The following is a 23,554-nucleotide window of genomic DNA, read 5'->3' on the forward strand; positions in this document are numbered from 1 at the left end:
TTGGCATTAAACAATTATTAATTTCTTTTCGGTTTATTTTTAAATAAACTGTAAATGGTATTTGGTTTCGGATACCAATTCATCCATAAGCTGTTTTACCGAAACAATTTCTTTGATTCTATAAACATTTGTGCCTGCAAACGCAAATCCGTTATCAAAATTTCCTCTTTGAGCATTAATCAATGCATCTGCTATACAGTACGGTGCTTTGGCGGGATTACACGGTTTTAAGCAGTTGCACAGGCAGCGAATAGGTTTTTTCTTGCCTGCTTCAACCTCAATTAAAAATTTGTTTCTAATAGCCCTTCCTATCATACCTACCGGACTGTGGATTAGTTGTACATCATCAGGAGTTGCCTCCAGATATACTTTTTTAAATTCATCAGACGCATCACATTCATGTGTTGCTACAAAGCGAGTGCCCATTTGGACTCCGGAAGCTCCTGCCTGTATAAGGTTAGCAATATCTTGGCCATTAAAGACTCCGCCTGCGGCAATAACCGGGATTTTTTTTCTATAAAGCTCCTCATAAGGTTTTATTGTATCCAAGACACTTTTTAAAAGGTCGATAAGCTGAAATGACGGGTGCTTGATTTCCTCTTCAGAAAATCCAAGATGACCTCCGGCCAAAGGTCCTTCAACCACTATGGCATCTGGCACAACACCATAGTGCTTATGCCAGCTTTTGCAAATCACAGCTGCAGCCCGCCCGGAAGAAACTATTGGGACATTTTTTGTATCAGAACCCATTGTAAATTGCGGTAATTTTAAAGGAAGGCCGGCACCGGAAAATATGATATCAATCTTTTGCTTTACAGCTTCTGCAACCATTTCTTCAAAGTTATTTAGTACAACCATAATATTTACACCTAAGATTCCATCCTTGCATATATCTCTGGCTTTTTGTATGTGCATTCGCAAAGCCCTAAGATTTGCTTCTTTCTTATTTTTGAGATAATCCGGTTCATTAAACCCAGGCTCAACCCCGGAGATAACACCAATGCCACCGTTTAATGCCACATTACCGGCTAAAGAAGAAAGGGAAATTCCTACTCCCATACCGCCTTGCACAATAGGGACTCTAGCAACAAGATTATCTATTCTAAGCTCAGGTAAATTCATATGCAACCTCCTTAATATGTTAGCAACTACTAATACTTACTATTAATACTTTCTTATAGTATATAACTTATTTTTGAAAAAGGGAAGAAGTAAAAAATACATAGACATTTGCTTTCTATTTACATTTTCTTGCAATAACCTCCGGAGCATCCTCTAAAAGTTTTTTCATTGGGGTATTCGGAAGTATTACAATAGAGCGCTTCGCTTTTTGTACATATCTTTCAGCCATATGTTCAGTATATTTTAACCCACCGGATTTTTGTATTATTTCAACAGCTATACTCATTTCATCTTCGTTTGTATTCTTGTTTTTTAAAATTTCTTGTAAGCGTTCCCTGTCATCGGAGTGTTTTAATGCATAAATAACCGGCAGTGTTATTATGCCTTCTCTTATATCTGAACCAGTAGGTTTACCAAGCTTCTTATAATCACCCGTAAAATCCAACAAATCGTCAATTATTTGAAAAGCCATGCCTATGTTTATACCATAACTATATAAGGCTTTTATAATTTTATCCGGAGCTTTTGAAACATCTGCTCCCATCTGTGCACTTAAAGCAAATAAAATCGCTGTCTTCTTCTGTATTCGGTAAAGGTAGTCTTTAAATGTTAAATCAGTATCAAAAAGATCTTCTCTTTGTTTTAACTCACCTTCACAAATCTGAGACATAGCCTTAGAAACTTGTTCCAATATATTGGAATAAGTTGAAGCAGCCAAGATTTCAAAAACCTTGCAGAAGATGTAATCGCCGGCATAAACAGCCACATCCTTACCCAACTGAGATTGAATACTCAAAACTCCTCGTCTTATAGGTGAATCATCTACAATGTCATCGTGAATTATTGTAGCTGTATGTATAAGTTCTACTGAAAGTGCTAAAGGTCTTACTATTTCAAAATCATATTCGCCAAACCTTGCGGCTGCTAAAAGCATTGCCGGTCTAAGTCGCTTCCCACCGGAACTTATCATATTCATTAACGGTTTTTCTATTAATTTTCTTTTAGTGCTTACAGCTCGTATTAAATCATCTTCCAAAATCAGCAACTCTTCTTCTATTTCACCCACAATTTGTTTGAACATCATATCACCACACATGAAAAATCTCATTGAAATGAAATAAAATCTTATACTGCATGTTTAGTATAAGTATTTTATTTGTAAATGTCTATACACCAATTTTAAGCATTATTTTATTTCTTAATAAAAAGGAGTTTTTATATTTGTAAAGAATTATGTTATTGAGAACTGATATAAAGCAGGTAATAACAGTCGTGATAAATAATTACATTACTATTTATTTTCTTGCTAAAGCATGAAACCTTTTGTATGTCAAAACCGTCTAACATGATAGATAGATTTATACCCTATATCTAACTATATAACAGCAAGGAGGAGGTAATAGTTTGCCCGTAATAGAATTGAAGAATATATCACGCAGTTACAGAAATGGTCAAGTCTTTATAAATGCTCTTGAAAATATTAATTTAAGTATTAATGAGGGTGACTTTATTTCAATTATGGGGCCTTCGGGTTCAGGCAAATCTACCATGCTTAACATTTTAGGCTGTTTAGATAGGCCTACCTCGGGTACATATGAAATCGCAGGCAGGCGAGTTGAGAAGATGGGCGACAGTGAACTGGCAGATATACGCAATCAGCTTCTAGGCTTTGTATTTCAAAGCTTTCACCTGCTGCCTGATTTAAATGCTTTAGAGAATGTTGAATTACCGTTAATTTATCGCGGTTTAAGCGGTAGCGAACGTTATAAGCGGTCTGTTAAAGCACTTAAGTCCGTAGGTCTAGAGCAGCGTATTCATCATCGACCATCACAGCTTTCGGGTGGTGAGCAACAGCGAGTAGCAATCGCAAGAGCTATTGTAGGAGATCCTAAAGTATTACTTGCGGATGAACCAACAGGTGCTTTAGATTCAAAAACCAGTGAAAGCATAATGGAAATTTTCCAAGAGCTAAATAATCAAAGAGGTATAACCATTGTTCAGGTGACCCATGAGAAAAGTGTAGCTGAATATGGTCATACAATATTTCATTTGCGAGACGGTAAAATAGAGCATGTTGAAAATGTAATCAAACAAAAATAACGTTTAATTATCTTATTTAATTTTTGGAGGTAATAGAAAATGATGCAGCGTATTTTAATGATCGCCTTAATTATAGTAGTCGTAATCGGCGGAGGATTTTATGCTTATAAGGAACTTTTACCACCGCCAGAGCAAGAGGCTCAAGGTCCGGTATATTCAACAAAACCCGTAGTTCGTGGAGATATCACCGTTGGGATAGACGTTACGGGGCCTTTAAACCCCTCACGAAGCGGCAGTATACAAGCTCCCGGCGGAAGAAATTATTACGAAATGTCTGCCGAGGATATTCAATATACTTTAGTCGAAATTTTAGCCGAAGAGGGCACCGAAGTTAAAATGGGACAAGTTATTGCAAGGCTGGCAGCACCGGAACTTCAAACTCAAATTAAAAATGCTCAGGATGAATTGGAAAGTGAAAAAAAATTTCTATCAGATTTAACAGGTCTGCCTTCAGAGAGACTATATGAGGTAAATCCATCTCAGGGCGTTATCTTGAGGGCACCTATTGACGGAAGGGTTTCCGGCCTTTCAGTCGCTGAAAGTCAAGAAATCAAGCAAGGACATATTGTTGCTAGAATTGTTGATGACTCTCGTTTTAAGATTGATGCTAAATTATACCCAGATGAGTTTAGTAATATAAAATTAGGTGATGAACTTGCTTTGAGATTTTCTATATTTGATGGTATATATTATGGAACGATAACAGATATAAACCCAAATCCGGTTCCCGATGGCGATGAAGATGAACCCGCAAAGGGCTTTGTACACTGGATAACCATCGAAGGCAGCAATCCCGGACTAGTAAAATCCGGCCTTGAAGTTCATGTGGGTATACCATTAGATAAAAATAACTCCACAAAAGTGTCATGGTTTTCAAGTCCTTCCACCGTTACAGGTTTCGTTGATGAAGAAAGAGTTTTATCAACAGTAGAAGCAGTTGCGACGCAAGTCCATGTCAAAGAAATGGAAACTGTTAAAAAGGGTGACCCTATTGTCTCTCTATCCGGCTCAGATGTTCAGAAAACAATTCAGGAAAAGCTCGATAAAATTCGCGAAAAGGAATTTGAGTTGTCTCAGCTCTATTCAAAAGTTGGGCAAATGGAAGTCAGGGCACCTATGGATGGCATTATAGCCAGTTGGGATACACAACTTGGAGCTCAGGTTCGCTCGGGAGAATGGATGGGTTATGTTTTTAATACCAGTGATATGGGAATGTGGGTCGAAGTTGACGATATTGATGTTTTACTTATAAAACAAGGTTCTCCGGTAAAAGTCACCGTAGATGCACTTCCAGGCGAAACCTTTGAAGGTGAAGTAATGCATGTAGATACTATGGGTCAAGACATGAAGGGAATTACAAAATTTGCCGTGGACATTGAAGTAAAAGGAGGACCTAATCTACGACCTGGTATGCAGGCCAGAGCTTATATTGATGCAGGCAGTGCCAAAGATGTACTGTTGGTACCGTTGGAGGGAGTATTCGAAGAAGATGGCGTTCAAAAAGTTGAAATCCTAAATCCGGACGGAACTACAAAAGCTGTACCAGTAAAGCTCGGTTTAATGAATGACCGTTTGGCCGAAGTTAAAAGCGGTCTAAAAGAAGGTCAATTGGTAATAACCGGAAGCAGTGCTGACCTGCTGCCAAGTCAACATATTGGAAACAAAGATTCTATAGTTCCTTCAAATGATGACAATGACAAAAATAAAGATAAAGATAAAGACAAGGAAGGCAATGGCGGGGAAAAAACACCGGCATCCAATTAAGGAGTGAATAAAATGTTTAAATCGCTACGGATATTACCTGCACTTACTCGATTTTGGTTTGCCGCTCGAATGGCAGCTCATGGTATATTGGCACATCCTATGCGCTCGGCACTTACAATATTAGGTGTAACTATTGGTGTAACTTCTGTTGTAAGCCTTATGGGAATAGGTGAGGGTGCAAGGCAAGCTGTTGTAGCTCAATTTGAAAGTCTTGGTTCTAATGTAATTGCTATTAAGGCAAACGATCCTTCGGTAGAATTTGATCCCGATGATGTGCAAGACTTAGTAGAACGAGTCGATGGAATGGACATGGCCACACCTGTGGTTTATACAAAAGCAGTAATGCGTTGGCGACGTGCTCGCGGCACAGTCGACATAATCGGAGTAAACAGCGAATTCCCAAGTATTAGAGATAATGAGCTGCTATCGGGTCACTTTTTTACTAAATTACATGTATCTCAGCGATCTCCGGTTGTTGTTTTAGGCTACAATATGGGTTTCGGTTTAATGGGAGGCCGCAATCCTGTCGGTCAAGTTATTAGTTTAAACGGCAGGACTTTTAGGATCGTCGGCGTATTAGCTCCAAAAGGTCCCGGCAAGGCAGATGACATTGATGACAAAATAGTCATACCTTATACAACTGCTTTAAAAATTGCGGATAAAAAAACGGTTGCTGAAATATGGGGCAAAGCTGAAACCCCACTAAAAGCAGACCTTGCTGTTGTTCAGCTCGGCAGAATTTTTAAAAGAAAATTGGGCCTAGATCAAAGTGCTCCAACTACTTTATCCGGCAATGACAGCAAAGGTGAAGCAACCGATGAAACAGTTGCACAAAGCAGCTCGGCCGATATGGAAATTGCTATGGAATCATCTTCAGATTCAGCAGACAGCAATCCCATAATTCCAGGCGGTGAAGATTTAATTACCATCACTAACTTAAATCAGTTAGTGCAAGAAGCTGACCAAGCCAATCGTGTAATGACTCTTTTACTTGGCGGTATTGCAGCAGTTTCACTTTTAGTAGGCGGTTTGGGAATAATGAATATTATGCTCGTGGCAGTTACAGAGCGCACACAGGAGATAGGAGTTCGCCGGGCGCTTGGAGCAAAGCAGACTGATTTATTAGTACAATTTTTATTAGAAGCACTTTACGTGAGCGGCATAGGTGCAATAGCCGGCACAGTGGCTGGTATATGGGGGCTAAATGTTTTTGCCCGACATGGGTTTGAAACAGCTATCAGTTTTGAAGCCATAAAAATAGCTGTTGTTGTGGCATTGGTATCAGGGCTTTTATTTGGAATTTATCCTGCTGTTTCGGCATCTTCAGTTCCGCCTATTGAAGCCTTAAGACGGCAGTAGGGTTATGTTGCGGATTTGTAGTTAAAAGTTTCTTTTGCAAAAAATAGGCTTTTACATTCATACATTTTATAGTTACAGCAAGAAAACAGAAACGGGATGATGCTTTAATTTATATTCAGCATAAGTAAAACATCATCCTGCCATATAACCTAAAGCTCATTTTAATATTTTATTAATTAGCTGGTTCTTATCTAATTTCAGGCCTGTTTTTTTTGCCTGCTTTATTAGAAAGTCAAAATGCTCAACTGCTGCTTGCTTTCTTATAATAGCTAGATCTACCGCCTCAGGATCATTTTGAGCCCATTGAAAGGCTCTTTCTGATAGATACATTTCCAGACAGGCTTTTTCAATTTCAGCTATTAGAGCCTCCAAATTTTCATGATTAGTGTCAGAAGTTTGAGTCATAATACCCTCTCCTCTGATAAGTTTATAATATATATATGCGAGAAAGAGGATATATTTGCAAAAAAGCAGCTGTATTTTTAGATTAAAAAATAACAGCTGCTTAACTTATATTTTCGATGATAATTAAAGCAATCCTTAATTCATAAATATTGTCGTCCTTATTCTATTCTTTTGTAACTTTTTGTTCGGGCAAGTATCTGCTTTTGATTTAAATTTAATATCTCTTTTGTCATTTTTATCTTAGTAAAGTCCTGACATAACCTATCATGTACAATGAGCCTGCAAAAACAATCATATCTTCCGAATTAGCTAAAGTTTTAGCAAGCTTTACAGCATCTTCTATCTTTTCTTCAGCATACACTTGAATCGCAGTATTGTTACTTATCTTTTTTTCAATATCCAAATCTTTAACATTCATCTGAACAACACTATCACCAAATAATTCGGCTATAATATCAGCCAATTCGCATGCAGTTAAGGCTCGCGGGTTATTCGGTGCCGTGGTAATAATAATGTCTGCCACAGGAACTATATCACGCAGCATCTCTTTATAGTCTTTATCCGCCAAAATACCTGTTACCAAGATTTTTTTTCTGTTGCTGTAATATTGATTTAACGCTTCTTTTAGTGTTTTTATTCCAGCTATATTATGAGCACCATCAATTAGAATAGTCGGATTTTCAGATATTAACTCAAGCCTTCCCGGCCACCTTGCATTTCTAAGGCCGGAATATATCGCATCACTTTTTATCTTAATTCCCTGCATATTTAATACTTCAATTGCGGCAACAGCTGTAGCAGCATTATCTAACTGGTGTCTGCCGATTAGCTGAATTTTAAGGCCTGTAAAAGTATTTTCTGGAGTTTTTAAATCAAAAACTAATCCTTTTTCGTCATCACTTATCAGATGATAGTATACTGTTTCACATGATTCTCGAGCTTGTTCATTGCTCACCTTTATTAGCTTGCAATTCAGTGAATTACTGACTTCTTTAATTGCTCTCATAGCTTCATATTCTTGCGGACTTGTTACAACCGGAATGCCGGGCTTTATTATACCGCATTTTTCCCGGGCAATATCCTCCAGCGTATTACCGAGATATTGTTGATGATCGAGGCTAATTGGAGTGATTACGCTTACCATTGGTGTAACAACATTTGTTGCATCAAGCCTTCCTCCCATGCCCACCTCCAGCACAAGAAAATCTACTGCCTGTTCTTTGAAGTATAGGAATCCTATAGCTGTAACAACCTCAAATTCTGTTGGAGAGCCAAGATTATTTTCACGCATATACATTACCGCTGCATATACCTTGTCCGCAAGCCTTGCTAAATCATCATCAGAAATATTTTCACCATTTACCCGCATCCGCTCATTAAAAACCTCAAGGTATGGCGATGTATACAGACCTACCTTAAAGCCTGCAGACCTTAAAATTGAATCAATCATCGCACATGTAGAACCCTTTCCGTTAGTACCGGCAACATGTATTATTTTAATTCCTTTATGCGGATTGCCTAGAATCTCTAAAAGTTTTGTGATATTTTGAAGACCGAGTTTTGTACCGAATCTATTGAGACCATGAATAAAGTCTAGCGCCTGGTTATAGCTTAGCATATATTCTTTCCCTTCCATAAAAAATAAAATAATTTAAGCCTTATTTTGAAGACAGATCTGCCATCATTTTTAACCTTTGTTCTACTTTCTGCAGCATTTCTTGATAATCTTTTTGCTTTTGTTGCTCTTTTTCAACTATATCTTGAGGAGCCTTTTCCAAAAATCCTTGATTGCTTAACTTTTTATTTACCCTTTCAATTTCGTTCTTCAGATTTGACTTTTCCTTTTCAAGTCTTGCAATTTCAGTATCTAAATCTACCAGACCCTCCATCGGAATGAATATTTCCGCGCCCTTAATCACACAAGATACAGCTTTATGCGGAATTTGTAAGTCTTCTTCTCCAAATTCCATTTTAGATACCTTGGCAAGACTATAAATTATGTCAAGATTGCCTCTTAGTATATCCTTAACCGAAGAACTGCTCACCCTGACTAAAGCCGATGCTTGTTTGCTCGGCGGGACATTCATTTCTGCTCGGATGTTCCTTATACCCCTTACTGCATCCATTACCAGTTCCATCTGGTCGACATCCTCGAACTCCCACTCAGGTTTATATTCAGGCCATGAAGATACCATTATGCTAAGCCCTTCACGGGAAATATGCTGCCAAATTTCTTCAGTAATAAACGGCATAAAGGGATGCAGCAATTTTAAGGCCTGTTCTACCACATTAACCAAAACTAACTGGGTAATTCTCCTAGCCCCACTATTTTTGCCATATAAATCTATTTTAGCCATTTCTATATACCAATCACAAAATTCATTCCAGAAAAAGTCATAAATCTTCTGAGCAGCCATACCTATTTCAAATTTTTCCAGGGAATCTGTGACATCACGTGTCACGTCATTAATTCGCTTTAATATCCAACGATCCTTTAAAGCTAATTTACTCAAATCAATTTCGCCCGGCGTAAAATCCTCAAGATTCATCATTATAAATCGAGAGGCATTCCAAATTTTATTTGCAAAATTACGACTTGATTCGACTTTTTCCCAGTAGAACCGCATATCATTGCCGGGTGCATTGCCAGTGCATAAGGTAAATCTTAAAGTATCTGCTCCGTACTTATCAATAACCTCCAGAGGATCGATGCCGTTTCCTAAGGATTTACTCATCTTCCTGCCTTGGGCATCTCTCACAAGCCCTGTTATTACCACATACTCAAAGGGAGGTTTTTTCATAAATTCCATAGCTGAAAAAATCATCCTGGCAACCCAAAAAAATATGATATCATATGCCGTAACTAACACCGAAGTAGGATAAAAATACTTTAAATCAGGCGTATCTTCCGGCCAGCCCAAGGTTGAAAATGGCCATAGTGCTGAACTAAACCATGTGTCAAGTACATCAGGGTCCTGCTCAATATTGCTGCTGCCACATTTTGTGCATACTTTTACATCATCCCTAGATACCATTGTTTCACCACATTCTTGGCAGTACCACGCCGGAATCCTGTGCCCCCACCAAAGCTGTCGTGATATACACCAATCTCTGATATTCTCAAGCCAATTCAGGTATATTTTTGCAAATCTTTCCGGAACAAACTTTACTTCCCCTTGTTTTACAACATCAATTGCTGGTTTTGCAAGAGGTTCCATTTTTACAAACCATTGCTTAGAAACTACCGGTTCTACAATGGTATGACAGCGATAACAATGGCCTACACTATGATTTAAATCTTCCATTTTTTCAAAAAAACCTTCTTGCTGCAATTCTTCCACTATGGCTTTCCTGCAATCAAATCTATCCATGCCTTTGAATTTCCCTGCATTATCATTCATTATGCCATTATCATCTATAACAATAATTATCGGAAGGCTGTGGCGAAGACCCATTTCAAAATCATTTGGATCATGGCCGGGTGTCACCTTCACAGCTCCTGTACCAAATTCCGTATCTACGTAAGAGTCACCAATAACGGGGATTTCTTTTTCTACTATTGGTAGAATTACAGTTTTGCCAATTATGCCCTTGTAACGTTCATCATTAGGATTTACAGCCACTGCCGTATCTCCCAAAATTGTTTCAGGTCGGGTGGTAGCAACCGTTAGATAACCCGAACCATCTTTATATGGATACTTTACATAATACAGCTTATCATTGCGATCTTCATGCTCTACTTCAATATCTGAAAGTGTTGTCTTACAAGTTGGACACCAGTTGACAATATAGTGGCCGCGATATATAAGGCCCTTTTCATATAAACGAACAAAGACTTCCCTAACAGCCTTACTTAAACCTTCATCCATAGTAAACCTGAGTCTTGACCAATCACACGAAGAACCAAGCTTTTTCAATTGATTAATAATCGTGTCACCATATTTTTCCTTCCATTCCCACACTCTTTCCAGAAATTTTTCTCTTCCTAAATCATATTTGGATAAACCTTCATCAGCTAACTGCTCTTTTACTTTCGCTTCAGTAGCTATCCCTGCATGATCAGTGCCAGGCAGCCACAGTGCCGAATAGCCTTGCATCCGCTTAGTCCTGATCAAGATATCCTGCAGTGTATTATTTAATGCATGACCCATATGGAGTTGGCCGGTCACATTAGGTGGTGGAATAACAATTGTAAAAGGTCGCTTTTTTGAATCTATTTCAGCATGAAAAAGATTTTCTTTTTCCCAAAACTCATACCATTTATCCTCTACCTCTTTGGGATCGTAAACAGAAGGTAAATTTTTTTGCATATCACACACTCCTATACTTTGCTACTTTAAATTACTATCGTAAAATCAAAAAGCCTTTCACCCTCTAAAGGACGAAAGACTCGCTTTCGCGGTACCACCTTAATTCCTATACCGGCACTTTAAGCTTTAACGGGCATAACCGTCTTCGGCTACTTAATTTTATTCACCGAAGCTGCTCCAGGGCGACCTTCAAAGCTACTCCCGGAAGGCTTTCAGCCTTGACCTTCCTCTCTTTCTGGAAGATTACTTCTACTCCTCCCTATCAAAACATTCTTTTCCTTTATTCTACTTATGTTACAAGCCTTTGTCAATACTTGCACACATCATCAATCAATTACAATATACCAGTAGTAATCAATAAAATCATAATAATACCTACAACAATCCGATAATAAGCAAAAGGCTTGAGAGAATGCTGTTTTAAATATGAAAGGAACCTATCAACTGCCAGCAGTGCAACGATAAAAGATACTACAAAACCTACGACTAATGCTTGCAGTTCCAGAGGACTTGTACCGGAATATCCTTTAAACAAAGAAAACCCGGTTGCAGCTACCATAGTCGGAATAGCAAGAAAAAAAGAAAACTCCGCAGCTGCCTTTACTGAAAGTCCCGCAGCCATGCCACCCATAATAGTTGAAGCCGATCTTGACATACCTGGTATTAATGCAAGGCATTGGCCTATGCCAATGATAAAAGCCTGTCCTAAATCGGTTTTATCCATATCATTTAAACCGCTGCGGCCAAAATAATTTTCCGCCAATATCATTAAAAAGCCCCCGACTACAAGAGCTATAGCGACAGTAAATGATGAAAACAGATACTTTTCTATGACATCATTTATTAAAAGGCCTATAACTGCTGCCGGTAAAAAAGCGATGAAAATTTTAAACCATAATTCAAAACCCTTCTCACCAGGTCTGATATGCTTGATAGAATCAATGATTTTATATCGATAATAATAAACTACCGCAAGGATAGCACCTAGCTGAATAACAATTTCAAACATCGTATGAAAGCTGTTGCCCTTAAAATCTATAAAATCTCCCACAATAATCATGTGACCTGTAGAAGATATCGGTAAAAATTCCGTAATGCCTTCAACTATTCCCATTACTGCAGCTTTAAACAATAAGCTCATATTTCTCCTCCCTTTTTGCAAGTCACTTGCGAAGTTGCTACTTAGTATTTTGCTTTTATTATATCTTCTTTATTATATCTTTCTTGCTCTGCAAGGTCAATGAATGGCTTTTTGGTCAAATTTAGCTCTTAGCAGAAATTACAATAAAAATAATTAGATTAAATATTTTATTTACTTTTTATTGGCCAGACTTAATCATTTGGCTCATTTTGAAATACAGTAAAATTGCAATCATTTCCGTGATACAAGTAAACATCTTAATAATCCCCAGTTTATTAAGGTCATATAAAAACCCCACCAAAGCCGATCCACCTAGGAGTGCCAAACCATAGCATGCATTAAACACTCCGTAGCTTGTGCCTCGCTTGTTAAATGGTGTAATATCCGCAATAGCCGAACGCATAATCGTCTCATGGGTTCCTATGACAATCCCGAAAATTATCATACCAATAATAATCATTGTCGAAGATGTGCTAAATGTCAAAAATGGAATTAAGAGTGTGATAAATGGTACGGCAATAAGTACTAATAGACCTCCTGTTTTTGTTTTTGCTTTCTTTTTCATTTGGTCATATGCTCTGCCGATAACAAGTGCTGTTATTGCATCTACAATCATAGCACATGAATATAAGAGAGTTATATTTCCATCGGATAGCAAATTATTTGCTTTTAAATGATAGCCGATGACACTGAAATTAACAAATCCCAAAGTGCAAAAGAATGTAAAAGCAGTATATATCCAGAATGTCGGTCTTAGATTTTCAGTATAAAATTCTCTTTGCTTAATAGAGCGGATTAATTTTTCTCTTTCAGTCTTAAAATATGCAAAGGTTACAAAAAACATTAGAGCAATAAACGGTATCAAGAGTAATTTATAACCTAATTGGTACTGGACAACCCTATTTTCAGCGGTAAAATAAAAAACTAAAGTAAAAATTAGAGGGCCGGTAAATGCGCCGATTTGATCCAGTGCTTCCTGAAGGCCAAAAGCAAATCCAGTTCCAACCTGATTTTCAGCAACTGCAGACAATATTGTATCTTTTGCAGGATTGCGCAGAGATTTTCCTATGCGCTCTGCAAGAATAAGTATAATAAGAATATTCCAATTCATTGTGAGGCCCATTAAAGGCACAGCTATTAACATGCCATAGCCTGTAAAAATAAAAAGCCAGTGTTTTCCGCTCTTATCTGACAGAATACCAGCTATTAGCCGTAAAAAATATCCTAAAAATTCTCCTATACCAAAAATCAATCCAACTTGTGCAGCATTAATGCCAAGTAAATTGAAGTACTGACTATTTGCGCTACGGGCACTTTCATAGACCATATCGCCTAGTAAACTAATAACGCCAAATATAGTTATAACAGCAATGACTGAGTTAAGCTGTTCCTTGGATTCGCTGTTCACCACCCTACGCACCTCATTTTTCGCAAATTTATACGTAGTTTGCTATTAAATTAATTTAGACATTATATCTACCCTTATTTAACTTTGATTTTGTCCTTTATTTGTTCAAACTTCTTATCTCCTATTCCCGAAACATTCTTTATATCGTCTATAGTCTTAAACAAGCCGTTAGTTTTTCTGTAATCCATAATTTTCTGAGCGGTCACAGGGCCAATGCCGGGTAATTGAATAAGTTCTGCTTCGCCTGCGGTATTGATATTAATTTTGCCGTCATTTTTAGAACTTACACCTACCGTAGCCTCATAAGTAGTATCTTCGAATTCTGATTGTTCCGGTGTTTCCCCAATTTGGGGAACATATAATTTATCTTCATCATGCACCTTTTGAGCCAGATTTAACCGTAAAAGATCAGCATCGTGGAGGTGACCTCCTGCTATTTCTATAGCATCTTTTACTCTATTCCCTTCTTCCAAAGTATATACGCCGGGGTTTTTTACCGCTCCGGTAACATAAACCACTATTTTCTCCTTTCCTGCAGCCGGGGCTGTAACAGGGATTGCAGGTTCCTCCTGAAGTTTAAATGCTATCTCCGGAGGCTTCCTGAAAAATACATAATATGTAACAGAACCTAGGGAAACAATTAATATCAGCAGTATACCTAAAAGCATTTTTTCTCTCCTGCTAAAATCAAACACTTTTATCACCTTACCCCCATCAATTTCCCTATATTTCTATACCTATTATCTCATATAACTTTTTAATATCGATATTAGCCCTGATTATATCCGCCCAGCGATCATATTCAGCCTCTTTAAATTTATTAAAATCAAAAGATTTGGCATTGTTTGTGATAACACTTTCATCATGTTTAATATTTTTTAAAAAGTTTACGAATCTCATGGTAAAATCATGATTGTCAAATATTCCGTGAATAAAGGTTCCAAGGGTACGACCCGTTGCTGATATAAGGCCGTCTAATGAATTATCAGAGCAGTTATAGGTTTTTATAAAATTAATTTCTTTGCCTTGTTGTATAATATTTCCAGAATATATGCGATAACCTTCTATTTCTGATCCGCTTAAAACATCTGCTGGAGCCGGAAGATTATCTGAAATTTTCCCTAACACACGTATAGAATCCTGTTGCTGTAGTTCTATGTGCACATCAAGCAAGCCTAATCCTTTTATGTTTTCCTTTATTCCAAAGTCCGAAGAAAAACTCAGGGTTTTTCCCAACAAAGGATAACTGCTGCCCATACCCAAAATTACCACACCCGTTTTAGAAAGCTCCTGAATTTCTTTATCCCAACCTCTTGATTGAATAAATTCCATGCTCTCTTTGGGATTTTCTGATCCCGGAATTAAAACCATATCCGCATCGTCAATGGGACCATTGTATACATATGATAGCTGGATTCCCGGAAATTCACCTAATGGCGCAAAGTCAGTAAAATTTGTAATTCGAGGCAGACTTAAGACTTTTACCTTTAATTGGCTTTCTTTATCCATATCGGCATTGTCGCTTCTATCATACTTTTGCATCAACCGTTCTTTTTCCGATTGAGGAGAATCCTCCTCATCTATATAGATATCGGCATAAGGTACAACTCCTAAAACCGGCCGTTTTATTATATCCTCCAGCATTTCAAGACCTGGTTCAAGCAGCTTTAAATCTCCCCGAAATTTGTTTATTATAACGGCTTTTACCATGGCTTTTTCATTATCATTCAATAAAAGCATTGTTCCTGCCAATGATGCAAAAACCCCACCTCTGTCAATATCTCCTACAATAACTACTGGGGCATTAACTAATTCGGCCATACCCATATTGACGATATCTCTTTCGCGAAGATTTATTTCCGCAGGACTTCCAGCCCCCTCTATAACAATTATGTCATTATCCCGAGCCAACTCATCATAGCTTTCTTTTATCAGTTGCATCAGTTTTGGTTTGTATTCATGGTAGTCCATCGCTGAAAAGTTGCCAAAAGGTTTGCCTTTGACTATTACCTGACTATTTTTGTCCGAACGCGGTTTTAACAGTATTGGATTCATTATGACTGAAGGTTCTATACCGCATGCTTCAGCTTGGGTAGCTTGAGCTCTGCCCATCTCTAAGCCATCCCGGGTTATATATGAATTTAATGCCATATTTTGGGATTTGAATGGCGCAACTTTAAATCCATCTTGCTTAAATAACCTGCAAAGTCCGGTAACTAATCGACTTTTTCCTACGGAAGAGCCAGTTCCTTGAATCATTATGCATTTAGCTGTCATTGCAGAAAACCTCGTAGTATGACATCCTCAGCTTCTTCTTCAGAAAGACCCAGAGTCATTAATTTTAGAAGCTGTTCTTCGGCTATTCTACCAATAGCAGCCTCGTGAGTCAATTGAGCATCTGGATGCTCTGCGGTAATAGCAGGCGTTGAGCTTATTTTGCCTTGATCCATTATGATAGAATCACATTCAACATGTCCCTTACTGCTGGCCCTGGCGATAACTATTGGCCGAAATACCTGCTTGGAATTATCTTTTGCAACCGAGCGAGATACAACTTTTGCATTGGAACCCCGACCATTAAGCTCTATTGTCATATCAGATACCGCTTCCTGATTTTGGTGGGTCAAAAGACGTTCGGTTATAATCAGGCTTGCCCCTTCGGCTAATTTAGCTTTTGTATCGCGGACAGTGCTATCAACACCTTTTATTTGCACAAGTTCCATTTCCGCCATAGAGTCTTGCTCCATCATGACAAGTGTTTGTGGGTTTAAAACCCTTTCACCGCTTCCTTCGCCTTCACCGTAGTGTTTTTCTAAATACCGCATTTTTGCACCCTTTTTAACAATTATTTCATGAATACCGTCATGCTGGGATTTTTTAGAGCCAGGATTATGAATTCCACAGCCGGCGACTACAGTTACATCAGCACCTTCACCTATGATGATTGTATTATATACGACATCCACCACTCCGGACATGGTTATCAAAACAGGAATGTGTACCGCCTCATTTTTAGTGCCTGGCGCAATTATGACATCGATGCCGGGCTTGTCAGTTTTTGGGCGAACCTCAATATTGGCAGAAGAATGACGTATGATTCCCTCTCCATTCTTTCTGATATTAACAGCTCCTGATGGTATTTTATGCAAATCTGCAATATTTTTCAAAAGCTCATTTTCAATAGCATTCAATTTCATTATCATTACCTCCACAATTTGCCTGCCAGCAGCATCTTGAATCCTTTTGTATCAGTGGCAATATTTTATCCTTCGAACCTCTTTCGGCTATCTTGCCGTCGGCCAAAAGAATTATTTCATCCGCCAGTGATAAGACTCTTTCATGGTGCGTAATAACCACACTTGTTACATTGCCTTTTTTATGGTAGTTTCTAATTAGTTGCAGTAGGTTTTCAAAGCTCCAAAGGTCAACACCTGCTTCCGGTTCATCGTAGATTACTAATTTTGATGGTCTTGCAAGAACAGTGGCTAACTCAATCCTCTTCATCTCGCCGCCTGAAAGGCTTGCATCGCATTCTCTGTCAAGATAATCCTGAGGGCATAAACCTACTGCTCGAAGCATAGCCCTTAACGAGCTTTCGTCTGCAGATATTTTAAGCAGGTCTTTGATCTTCATACCCTTAAATCTGGGAGGATTTTGAAACGCATAACTGATGCCGACCTTGGCACGTTCGGTTATGCTTAGATTTGTTATATCCTCGCCATCAAAAATCAGTCGGCCTTTATCATTTTTATAAATACCCATAATGACTTTGGCTAGTGACGTTTTCCCGCCGCCATTTGGACCGGTCAAGGCATAAAACTTATTATTCTCCAACTCTAAATTTATATCTTCTAATATAGAAAAGTCCTCATGACCGTTTTTCAAGTGCAGGTAAACAGATTCGAGTTTTAACATAATTCTCAACCTCTTTCCTTCCGTATTATATATATTGCATAAAGCTAAACAAAAATTTATTCAACAGCTATTTACGGGTAATTGTTAACCTGTTAATATTTTACCTCACTTTACTCTTTCATACAATAGTTGCCCTTTGATAAATAGCCGTTCTTAAATAACTCAAAACCATTATATGGAATATTAAGGTGATATAGGGTAAAATCAAAATAATTACGGCATGCATATCAAAATATCTTAATTTATCTTTCAAGTTTTGCAACACAAAAAGAGCACCAATCATTTCCGTTGGTGCTCCACACAAAATGTTATATTATTTCACCGTCTATTTTACTCGTGGACAGCTAATTATATAAAATTCTTAAAATAAATTACTTTACCACTATATTTACAAGCTTTTTAGGTACAGTAATAACCTTTACTATTTTTTTATCTTCTAATAAAGGTAAAAGTTTTTCTTGTTTTAATGCTGCTTCTCTCATTTCATCTTCTGAGGCTTCAACAGAAATTTTCATTTTATCTCGCACTTTTCCATTAATCTGTATAACAATTTCTATTTCATCTTCCACTATGGCATTAGCATCATATTTAGGCCAAGGCATTAGATGAACACTCTCTTTATGGCCTAAAGTATGCCACAACTCCTCCGTTATATGAGGGGCAAAAGGAGCTAGCAGCAAAAGGAGATTATCTAAAGCTTCTTTTAATACGGTTTTTGAAATGTTAGTATCTTTGTGGGCATTTAATCCGTTTACCATTTCCATTATAGCACTTATAGCAGTATTAAAGTTAAACCTTTCACTGACATCTTCAGTTACTTTCTTGATAGTTTTGTGAGTAATACGGCGTACATCCTTATCATATTCTCCAAAGTTCCCTGCATTACTTAATTTATTGGATAATTCTTCTACCAGTCGAAAGACCCTCTGAAGAAATCTAAAACATCCTTCCACACCTTGGTCACTCCACTCCAAATCCCTTTCCGGTGGAGCAGCAAAAAGTATGAACAGCCTTGCAGTATCGGCTCCATATTTTTCTATAATTTCTTCAGGACTTACAGTGTTCCCAATAGATTTTGACATCTTGACACCGTCTCTTAACACCATACCCTGTGTGAGCAAATTCTCAAAAGGCTCATCAACGGTTACCAGGCCGGCATCACGAATTACCTTATTAAAAAACCTTGAATACATCAAATGCAGTATGGCATGTTCTACACCGCCTATATATTGATCCACTGGCATCCAATAATTAACCTTTTCTCGAGCAAATGGTTCTTCTTCGTTTCTGGCATCGGTATATCTGTAAAAATACCAAGAAGAACATACAAAGGTATCCATCGTATCGGTTTCTCTGCGAGCCAGTCCATGGCATTTTGGACAAGTTGTATTTAAAAACTTATCACATTCTTGCAGTGGGGAAGTGCTTCGACCATTAAATTGTATATCTTCCGGCAGCAATACCGGTAAGTCCTCTTCGCGCACAGGGACTACACCGCATTTATCACAGTAAATTATGGGTATAGGTGCACCCCAGTATCTCTGACGTGAAATCAGCCAGTCTCTAAGTTTAAAGTTTACTTCAAACTTTCCAATTCCTATATCTTCCATATATCGACCTATGGCTTTGATGGCCTCAATATTACTCATACCGTTAAATCTATCGGAGTTCACCAGGATGCCGTCATCTACAAAAGCCTCATTCATTTCATCAGGATGTAAGGTTTTATCTTGCGGAGAAATAACTACCTTTATAGGCAAGTTATACTTTTTCGCAAATTCAAAGTCACGCTGGTCATGGGCCGGAACCCCCATAACAGCCCCAGTGCCATAACCCAATAGCACATAATTTGCTATCCAAATAGGCACTTTTTCGCCGTTCATGGGATTTATAGCATATGCTCCTGTAAACACACCCTCTTTTTCAGTTTCAGTAGAAGTCCTGACTATTTCGTTGTATTTTTCCATTTTCTTTTTAAATTCTTTAACAGAAACTTCATACTCTGTTCCAGAAGAAAGGGTTTCTACCAACGGATGTTCAGGTGCTAAGACTACATATGAAACCCCATAGACCGTATCAGGTCGTGTGGTAAATACTGAAATTTTATCACCCGTTTTCTCAGCATTAAATGAGAACTCCACACCTTCACTTCGTCCAATCCAATTTTGCTGCATGGTTTTGACTTTATCCGGCCATCCATGAAGTTTTTCCAAATCATTTAACAGTTCGTCCGCATAATCAGTTATCTTAAAAAACCATTGTTCAAGTTCTTTTTTAACAACCTCAGTTTTGCAGCGGTCACATATTCCATCTACCACCTGTTCGTTTGCCAAAACTGTTGAACATGATGGGCACCAATTCACAAAAGCCTTTTTGCGATACGCAAGACCTCTTTTATATAACAATAAAAAAAACCACTGAGTCCATTTATAGTAATTAGGGTGACATGTAGCAACTTCTCTATCCCAGTCATAGCTTAATCCTAATTGCTTTAACTGTGTTCTCATATTATCGATATTACTCCATGTCCATTTAGACGGATGTATGCCATGCTTTATGGCAGCATTTTCAGCCGGAAGACCAAATGCATCCCACCCCATGGGATAGAGTACATTAAAACCGTTCATTCTTTTAAATCGTGCAACTACGTCACCTATTGAATAATTGCGAACATGGCCCATATGCAGATTCCCTGAAGGATATGGAAACATTTCAAGACAGTAATATTTAGGTTTATTATAATCTTCTGAGGTTTTGTATATCTTATTTTCTTCCCATTTTTTCTGCCACTTACTCTCGATAAGTTTAAAATCGTATTTCAACTTAATTGCCTCCTTCGTAAATAATATTCAAAAAGCAGCTAGGTTTATATTATATTAACAAAAGCTTATATTTTAATGCATTAAATTAAAAAAAGTTTCTTATCCCTTGTTAGGGACGAGAAACTCTTCCTCGCGGTACCACCCTAATTGGCCTTAATGCCCAACTTAAACATTTTAACGCCTGTCGGCTTAGCCGAAGGTGAGTTCGGAGGTTTACTCTCCCGGATTTCACCAGTATTCCGAGTCTCTGCTTAGAGTAACTACCTCTTACTACTCCTTCTAGTATCTTTTAAATTAAGTAATGATTCGATAGAATAAATAATTATATTAGATTTTCCTTATTATTATATTGCAAGTCTTTTTTAGTGTCAATGCTATCCGACGGTAAATCAATCGTTTTTGCATCTGCCCAGAGTCGCTCCAACATGTAGTATTCTCTTTCAGAACGAGTAAAAATATGAACAATTACATCATAAAAATCTATAAGCACCCATCTGCCGTCTTTATAGCCTTCTTTGCTTTTAAATCTATATCCTTTTGCAACAAGCCTTTGTTCAACTTCGTCGGCCAGTGCTTGAACATGAATCGGTGATATGCCGGTAGCTATTACAAAGTAATCAGAAAATACCGCTATAGAACTTATATCCAGCACTAAAATATCCTGACCCTTTTTATCCTTTAAAATACCGGCCGCTTCAATGGCACAGGTTTTAGGGTCTATTATCATCCATTTCCCTCCATATATTAATTTGCATCCTTCCCAACTATTATCGTAGGAAGAACAATACTGTCATCTGCTTCTTCTTCAAGCCGTGCCTGCGTAAGCACTTTAGCAATTTCCTCCGCTTCACTCTTTTTATCCTTCGGATATATTATAGTGGTAGTTTCGTAATCGAAATTATCGGCATTTGCCACAGTAACTACCTTAAAGCCTTGGGATTCGAGCTTACTTGCCACTTTAGAAGCAACACCTTTAGCGCCATTACCGTTTAGCACGGCAACTTTAATGTTACCATCATCAAAAAATATCTCATCTATCATCTCGTCAAGCTGATTCTGAAAAGGTATAAAATAGCTTGTCCCCGAAATGTATTTGCCCTCACCCGGTACTATATACATTTTTATATCTTCTTGCTTTACCTGCCTTGCAAAATTAGCCAGACTTGCCATCTCTAAAGGTTGTATATCGGTTTCTACATTTTCTTGAATTATATCTATGATTTTAGGAAGCTTTAAAAGAGTAGCAGGTTTAAGGGCTTTTTTTATCAGAGCCTCCACGAATTGCTGCTGAGCTTTAACGCGGCCAATATCGGCATCTGCATAACCCCTATATCTTACAAATTGTTCCGCCTTATCTCCATCAAGAGTTTGCTGCCCGGGGTATAAATCTATATATATACCACCTGCAGGGTCACTGTATTTCATTCGTTCTTTAATATCTATGTCTACACCGCCCAAGGCCTCTACTATATTTTTAAAGCTTGAAAGCTTAACTACCACATAATTGTGAATAGGCACACCTAAAAAATTCTTTACGGTTTTTACCGCTAAATCTGCTCCGCCAAACGCTGTTGCAGCATTTATCTTTTGAATTCCGTATTCTCCAAGCCTTATTCTCGTATCTCTCGGGATTGATAAAATTTTGACATCTTTATTTTTTTTGTCCAAACTTACTACTAAAATAGTATCTGAACGATGCCGGTTATGTTCTTCTTTAGCTCCTAAGGTACCTGCATCCATGCCCAAAAGTAATATATTTTGTCTGCCGCCTTCCACTAGTTCATCGGTATTTGAAGTATTAGGATCGCTGCCGGCTTCCAATGGTGCATTCAAACTCCTAAGCGTATAATAGAATCCGCTTCCCAGCGAAAGTACTATAAATAAAAGAATTGATAAAGCTATTTTTAAAGGCCTTTTCATACTCTCCCCTCGCTCTCCCTTTGCATAAGAATAAAATTCCTGCCTAAAATTGTCCTTGGATGTAATAAGCTTTTTTTGCTTAAAACATACCTTATTGTAGAATCAAAAGCACCAATAATTGCATCGTCAAGGTCTTGAAAGGCCTTTACTCTTAACTCTTCAACGCCAGGAAAACACCTGTTCGGTTCAATGAAATCCGAAAGAAATATTATCCTATCAAGCAGGCTCATATCTGCATCACCAGTAGTATGAACTTTTATAGCTGTAAGTATCAGTTCGTCATTAATACCATATTCAACTTTGGCTATCGCGGCCCCTAAAGGTCCGTGTATCAGAACTTTTTCTCGTCTTTCAATATCATCTAAAAGTATACCAAAATATTTTACCAGTTTCAACTGGCACTCCATATCCAGCCCTTTGGCACAATCATGAAGCAGGCCCGCTACTTTGGCTTTCTCAATATCTTCTCCGTAACGACCTGCCAATTTTTCTGCAGTTTGCATAACACCCAATGAATGTAAGAATCTCTTATCATTCATGCTTTTTCTTAATTTTCGTTTCATTTCCTCCAGCGTCATTTTCACCTGTAAAGACCACTTTTCCGTATATATGTTTCTACACTCTCAGGAAGGAGATATTTGATGGAAAGGCCTTCTTTAACCCTCCTGCGTATTTCAGTCGAGGAAATGTCAAGGCTTGTAACTTTCATGGGAACAACTTGATGGCCATATATTTGCCTAATTTGCATCAGTTTCTGATTTAGCTGTTCCATTGGATAGCCGGGTCTAGTTGCAGCAATAAAAGTGCAGTAACTTAAAACTTTGTCCACATCTTTCCAGGTCAGTATATCAAAAACTGCATCTGCTCCACTGATAAAATAAAGTTTTACATTCTTGCCCAAATCATTGTAAAACTGCTCTAAAGTATCAACGGTATAAGTTAAGCCCGGTCTTTCAATCTCCATTCTTGAAATTTCAAAAAAAGGATTGTTGTTGATAGCAAGCATTGTCATAAGATATCTGTCTTCAGAAGATGTAACCGCATAACCTTTTTTGTGAGGTGGCCTTCCGGCAGGTGTAAAAATAACCCTGTCTAATTTAAAGTTGGTTCTAGCCGTTTCTGCTGTGACAAGATGGCCATAATGAATGGGGTCAAATGTTCCTCCCATTATACCCACCTTTTCGTTGTTTGACAATACAAATCCTCCCTTTACAGCTTTAAATCATCAAGATTATACCATGCTTAACTCCAATCTTTCAATATAAAAGTTTTTTGGTTTAGTATATAG

19 protein-coding genes and 1 other annotated feature are annotated in these 23,554 nt (G+C 37.9%); of the genes, 3 read left to right on the forward strand and 16 right to left on the reverse strand.

From position 1 onward, the window contains the following. Positions 1–39 precede the first annotated feature (39 nt). Complete coding sequence (locus tag TEPIRE1_RS07470) at positions 40–1,122, reverse strand: NAD(P)H-dependent flavin oxidoreductase (protein WP_013778562.1); 1,083 nt, start codon at positions 1,120–1,122, stop codon at positions 40–42. A 115-nt stretch (positions 1,123–1,237) separates the two neighbouring features. Continuing rightward, positions 1,238–2,203 carry a polyprenyl synthetase family protein gene (locus tag TEPIRE1_RS07475; RefSeq protein ID WP_158505935.1) on the reverse strand — a complete coding sequence of 322 codons (966 nt, stop codon included), beginning with the start codon at positions 2,201–2,203 and terminating at the stop codon, positions 1,238–1,240. Positions 2,204–2,526: 323 nt separating this feature from the next. Here TEPIRE1_RS07475 and TEPIRE1_RS07480 point away from each other — a divergent pair, with 323 nt between their 5' ends. Genes TEPIRE1_RS07480 through TEPIRE1_RS07490 form a run of 3 tightly spaced genes read left to right on the forward strand, consistent with a single transcriptional unit; the run spans position 2,527 to position 6,345 of the window. Continuing rightward, complete coding sequence (locus TEPIRE1_RS07480; RefSeq protein WP_013778564.1) at positions 2,527–3,222, forward strand: ABC transporter ATP-binding protein; 696 nt, start codon at positions 2,527–2,529, stop codon at positions 3,220–3,222. Between the two features lie 39 nt (positions 3,223–3,261). Continuing rightward, a complete protein-coding gene (locus TEPIRE1_RS07485) occupies positions 3,262–4,986 on the forward strand; it encodes an efflux RND transporter periplasmic adaptor subunit (RefSeq protein ID WP_013778565.1) in 1,725 nt (574 codons plus the stop codon). Between the two features lie 12 nt (positions 4,987–4,998). Next, positions 4,999–6,345, forward strand: a complete 1,347-nt coding sequence (locus tag TEPIRE1_RS07490; protein WP_013778566.1) for an ABC transporter permease — start codon at positions 4,999–5,001, stop codon at positions 6,343–6,345. A gap of 156 nt (positions 6,346–6,501) precedes the next feature. Here TEPIRE1_RS07490 and TEPIRE1_RS07495 read toward each other — a convergent pair whose 3' ends face one another. The 14 genes from TEPIRE1_RS07495 to nadD all read right to left on the reverse strand — a co-directional run bounded on the left by TEPIRE1_RS07495 (position 6,502) and on the right by nadD (position 23,461). Beyond that, a complete protein-coding gene (locus tag TEPIRE1_RS07495) occupies positions 6,502–6,750 on the reverse strand; it encodes a DUF2508 family protein (protein WP_013778567.1) in 249 nt (82 codons plus the stop codon). A 235-nt stretch (positions 6,751–6,985) separates the two neighbouring features. Beyond that, positions 6,986–8,368 (reverse strand): bifunctional folylpolyglutamate synthase/dihydrofolate synthase, encoded by a 1,383-nt coding sequence (locus TEPIRE1_RS07500; RefSeq protein WP_013778568.1) that lies wholly within the window; start codon positions 8,366–8,368, stop codon positions 6,986–6,988. Positions 8,369–8,408: 40 nt separating this feature from the next. Then, complete coding sequence (locus TEPIRE1_RS07505; protein WP_013778569.1) at positions 8,409–11,060, reverse strand: valine--tRNA ligase; 2,652 nt, start codon at positions 11,058–11,060, stop codon at positions 8,409–8,411. A gap of 64 nt (positions 11,061–11,124) precedes the next feature. Then, positions 11,125–11,335: a binding site (T-box leader), on the reverse strand. A gap of 59 nt (positions 11,336–11,394) precedes the next feature. After that, entirely contained in the window at positions 11,395–12,201 is an 807-nt protein-coding gene (locus tag TEPIRE1_RS07510) for an undecaprenyl-diphosphate phosphatase (RefSeq protein WP_013778570.1), read from the reverse strand. Between the two features lie 178 nt (positions 12,202–12,379). After that, positions 12,380–13,612: an MFS transporter gene (locus TEPIRE1_RS07515; protein WP_013778571.1), complete on the reverse strand. Its 1,233-nt coding sequence runs from the start codon at positions 13,610–13,612 to the stop codon at positions 12,380–12,382. 71 nt (positions 13,613–13,683) lie between these two features. Next, positions 13,684–14,313, reverse strand: a complete 630-nt coding sequence (locus TEPIRE1_RS07520; RefSeq protein ID WP_015295468.1) for a helix-hairpin-helix domain-containing protein — start codon at positions 14,311–14,313, stop codon at positions 13,684–13,686. 19 nt (positions 14,314–14,332) lie between these two features. After that, on the reverse strand, positions 14,333–15,886 hold the full coding sequence (locus TEPIRE1_RS07525) for a cobyric acid synthase (protein WP_013778573.1): 1,554 nt from the start codon (positions 15,884–15,886) through the stop codon (positions 14,333–14,335). Continuing rightward, positions 15,883–16,806 carry a SufB/SufD family protein gene (locus tag TEPIRE1_RS07530; protein WP_013778574.1) on the reverse strand — a complete coding sequence of 308 codons (924 nt, stop codon included), beginning with the start codon at positions 16,804–16,806 and terminating at the stop codon, positions 15,883–15,885. Before TEPIRE1_RS07530 ends, TEPIRE1_RS07525 begins: the two co-directional genes overlap by 4 nt. Next, positions 16,787–17,524: an ABC transporter ATP-binding protein gene (locus TEPIRE1_RS07535; protein WP_013778575.1), complete on the reverse strand. Its 738-nt coding sequence runs from the start codon at positions 17,522–17,524 to the stop codon at positions 16,787–16,789. The genes TEPIRE1_RS07530 and TEPIRE1_RS07535 overlap by 20 nt, the downstream gene beginning before the upstream one ends. 371 nt (positions 17,525–17,895) lie before the next feature. Further along, positions 17,896–20,346, reverse strand: a complete 2,451-nt coding sequence (gene leuS / locus TEPIRE1_RS07540) for a leucine--tRNA ligase (RefSeq protein ID WP_013778577.1) — start codon at positions 20,344–20,346, stop codon at positions 17,896–17,898. Between the two features lie 322 nt (positions 20,347–20,668). After that, entirely contained in the window at positions 20,669–21,073 is a 405-nt protein-coding gene (rsfS, locus tag TEPIRE1_RS07545; RefSeq protein WP_013778578.1) for a ribosome silencing factor, read from the reverse strand. 17 nt (positions 21,074–21,090) lie between these two features. After that, positions 21,091–22,266 (reverse strand): LCP family protein, encoded by a 1,176-nt coding sequence (locus tag TEPIRE1_RS07550; protein WP_013778579.1) that lies wholly within the window; start codon positions 22,264–22,266, stop codon positions 21,091–21,093. Then, a complete protein-coding gene (gene yqeK, locus TEPIRE1_RS07555) occupies positions 22,263–22,844 on the reverse strand; it encodes a bis(5'-nucleosyl)-tetraphosphatase (symmetrical) YqeK (protein ID WP_013778580.1) in 582 nt (193 codons plus the stop codon). Before yqeK ends, TEPIRE1_RS07550 begins: the two co-directional genes overlap by 4 nt. 2 nt (positions 22,845–22,846) lie before the next feature. After that, complete coding sequence (gene nadD, locus TEPIRE1_RS07560) at positions 22,847–23,461, reverse strand: nicotinate-nucleotide adenylyltransferase (protein WP_013778581.1); 615 nt, start codon at positions 23,459–23,461, stop codon at positions 22,847–22,849. Positions 23,462–23,554: the final 93 nt, after the last annotated feature.

The organism is Tepidanaerobacter acetatoxydans Re1, assembly GCF_000328765.2.
In the GTDB taxonomy this organism is placed as follows: Bacteria; Bacillota; Thermosediminibacteria; order Thermosediminibacterales; family Tepidanaerobacteraceae; genus Tepidanaerobacter; species Tepidanaerobacter acetatoxydans.

Excerpts from the sequence above, each read along its gene's own strand:
- TEPIRE1_RS07470 (WP_013778562.1), bottom strand. The coding sequence starts at position 1,122 with ATGAATTTACCTGAGCTTAGAATAGATAATCTTGTTGCTAGAGTCCCT.
- yqeK (WP_013778580.1), bottom strand. The coding sequence starts at position 22,844 with ATGACGCTGGAGGAAATGAAACGAAAATTAAGAAAAAGCATGAATGAT.
- TEPIRE1_RS07550 (WP_013778579.1), bottom strand. The coding sequence starts at position 22,266 with ATGAAAAGGCCTTTAAAAATAGCTTTATCAATTCTTTTATTTATAGTA.
- TEPIRE1_RS07485 (WP_013778565.1), top strand. The coding sequence starts at position 3,262 with ATGATGCAGCGTATTTTAATGATCGCCTTAATTATAGTAGTCGTAATC.
- TEPIRE1_RS07510 (WP_013778570.1), bottom strand. The coding sequence starts at position 12,201 with ATGAGCTTATTGTTTAAAGCTGCAGTAATGGGAATAGTTGAAGGCATT.
- TEPIRE1_RS07525 (WP_013778573.1), bottom strand. The coding sequence starts at position 15,886 with ATGACAGCTAAATGCATAATGATTCAAGGAACTGGCTCTTCCGTAGGA.
- TEPIRE1_RS07495 (WP_013778567.1), bottom strand. The coding sequence starts at position 6,750 with ATGACTCAAACTTCTGACACTAATCATGAAAATTTGGAGGCTCTAATA.
- TEPIRE1_RS07490 (WP_013778566.1), top strand. The coding sequence starts at position 4,999 with ATGTTTAAATCGCTACGGATATTACCTGCACTTACTCGATTTTGGTTT.
- TEPIRE1_RS07530 (WP_013778574.1), bottom strand. The coding sequence starts at position 16,806 with ATGAAATTGAATGCTATTGAAAATGAGCTTTTGAAAAATATTGCAGAT.
- rsfS (WP_013778578.1), bottom strand. The coding sequence starts at position 21,073 with ATGATAATAGACCCTAAAACCTGTGCCATTGAAGCGGCCGGTATTTTA.
- TEPIRE1_RS07505 (WP_013778569.1), bottom strand. The coding sequence starts at position 11,060 with ATGCAAAAAAATTTACCTTCTGTTTACGATCCCAAAGAGGTAGAGGAT.
- TEPIRE1_RS07475 (WP_158505935.1), bottom strand. The coding sequence starts at position 2,203 with ATGTTCAAACAAATTGTGGGTGAAATAGAAGAAGAGTTGCTGATTTTG.
- TEPIRE1_RS07500 (WP_013778568.1), bottom strand. The coding sequence starts at position 8,368 with ATGCTAAGCTATAACCAGGCGCTAGACTTTATTCATGGTCTCAATAGA.
- TEPIRE1_RS07535 (WP_013778575.1), bottom strand. The coding sequence starts at position 17,524 with ATGTTAAAACTCGAATCTGTTTACCTGCACTTGAAAAACGGTCATGAG.